At 67.0% G+C, this 1,681-nt stretch carries 3 protein-coding genes; 2 read left to right on the forward strand and 1 reads right to left on the reverse strand.

Annotated elements, in window-relative coordinates:
* Window positions 1–709 (reverse strand): D-hexose-6-phosphate mutarotase (locus G3446_RS26580; RefSeq protein ID WP_164456663.1); only part of this gene is annotated, 709 nt, incomplete at its 3' end.
* Window positions 710–1,027: 318 nt separating this feature from the next.
* On the opposite strand from G3446_RS26580, the gene traL reads away from it, so the two are divergent.
* Together traL and G3446_RS26590 are read left to right on the forward strand one after the other, a co-directional pair.
* Window positions 1,028–1,309: a type IV conjugative transfer system protein TraL gene (traL, locus tag G3446_RS26585; protein ID WP_164456664.1), complete on the forward strand. Its 282-nt coding sequence runs from the start codon at window positions 1,028–1,030 to the stop codon at window positions 1,307–1,309.
* A 10-nt stretch (window positions 1,310–1,319) separates the two neighbouring features.
* Window positions 1,320–1,681, forward strand: a 362-nt coding sequence (locus tag G3446_RS26590) for a type IV conjugative transfer system protein TraE (protein ID WP_245232831.1), incomplete at its 3' end; no start/stop codon positions are given.

Raw genomic sequence — 1,681 nt, forward strand, 5'->3', positions numbered from 1 at the left:
TCCTGATTGCCCGCCCAAAAGCGGGGTCCTCCAACACCAGCGCCTGCGGTGGCGCGAGGTAGATGCGATCGAGCGGGCCGGAGACCGTCAAGGCACCGCGCTGCACCTTCTCGATACCCGCGTCCAATTTGTCGATGTAGCTGACACCGTCGAGGCCGACCACCCGGGCCCGGGTGACATCACCCACCTGGAAATAGGTATGCAGGGCCTGGCCAATCTCCACGGCGGCGTCGCCGCGGTTTTCCGTGACCAGCGCGACCTGCAGGGCCTGGCCCAGGGTGACCTCGATCCGTAACGCGAAGGCGTGCGGCCAAAGCGCACGGGTGTGGTCCGTGTCGGTCAATCCCAGGACCAGCCGGATGGCGCCGTCGGTCGAGCGATGGCTCCCGATCACCTGCCACGGACGGGTGCGGACGAAGCCATGCTGAGGACGCCCTAGCGCCTGCGGATCTGGGCCAAACCACGGCCAGCACACCGGGATCCCGCCTTTGATGGCCTTGCCGGCCTGGTAGTGGGCCTGCTCGGAGACGAACAGCAGGTCCTGCGCCTCGCCTGCCGGCAAATAGCTCAAGACGTGACCGGCGTAGGTCGAGACCACCGCCGCCCCCCAGAGATTCTGCAGCCGCGCCTGCACCAGTCCGCCGGGTCCCGCGAAGAAGACGAGGTGCTCGGCGAGTCCAAAGTCTGCGTTGAGCCGTTCGGGTGTCATGGCTGGTCGCTCCTGGCTGTCTCGGTTCGCATGCCCGATGGGGTTGTTGAACGTCATTCTAGACCCTTCGCGTAAGCGGGCCCGTCGCTGCCCATTGCTGGCCAGCTCCTTTCCGCCCATTCGCGTGCACCCGCCTGAGGTCGGCTGCGGCGCCACTGGGGAAACGACCGCAAGCACCCGTCGCGCCGCAGCGACGCGCCTTCCTGGCCGCTGAAAAACGGTTCTTGCGCGAATAACCGTTGTTTCCTGACGCCGGGCGCGAGAGCCGGCATCGTTGCCGCACCGAAGCGACTCTCTCACCCGGAGCGAGCAACCCCGATGGCCACCCTGGAGCTGCCCCGTCACGTCGATGATCCGCCGAACCTGCTGTTCTGGCGCATCGACGACGTCACGCCCTTCTTCCTGGTGCTGGTGATCGGCATTCTGGTCAATCAGCCGCTGATCTTCATCCTGCTCGGCCTGCTCGCGGTGCGCCTCTATGGCCGCTTCCGCGAGAGCCGTGCCGACGGCTACGCCCTGCACGCGCTCTACTGGATCGGGCTCATGCCCATGGGGCATCGCACCACGCCCAATCCCTTTGTGCGGCGCTATCTGCCATGAGGCCACGGGCATGAACCTGGAGCGCTTTCGTCAGACCTGGCAGCGCCTGGTTACGGAGAACCGCTTTCACCGCGGCGTCCTGATCGCGCTGCTGGGGACCAACCTCCTCACCCTGATCGGTCTGCTGCAGGCCGAGCGCACCGTGGTGCTGGTGCCGCCGATCCTCGAGCAGCAGGTCAATGTCGCACGCGCCTCGGCGAGTCAGGAGGTCAAGGAGGCCTGGGGACTCTTCGTCACCGAGCTGCTCGGCAACGTGACGCCGACCAATGCGCCCTTCCTGCGCCAGACCCTGGAGCCCCTGCTGAGCCCCAAGCTGCGCCGTGCCGTCGCCGCCATCCTCGACGACCAGGTCGAGGCGCTGCAGCGCGACCG

The sequence above is a fragment of the Thiorhodococcus minor genome, from assembly GCF_010820565.1.
Lineage (GTDB): Bacteria > Pseudomonadota > Gammaproteobacteria > Chromatiales > Chromatiaceae > Thiorhodococcus > Thiorhodococcus minor.

What these genes read in the sequence shown, in the direction of transcription:
- traL (WP_164456664.1), top strand. Translation starts at nt 1,028, where the DNA reads ATGGCCACCCTGGAGCTGCCCCGTCACGTCGATGATCCGCCGAACCTG.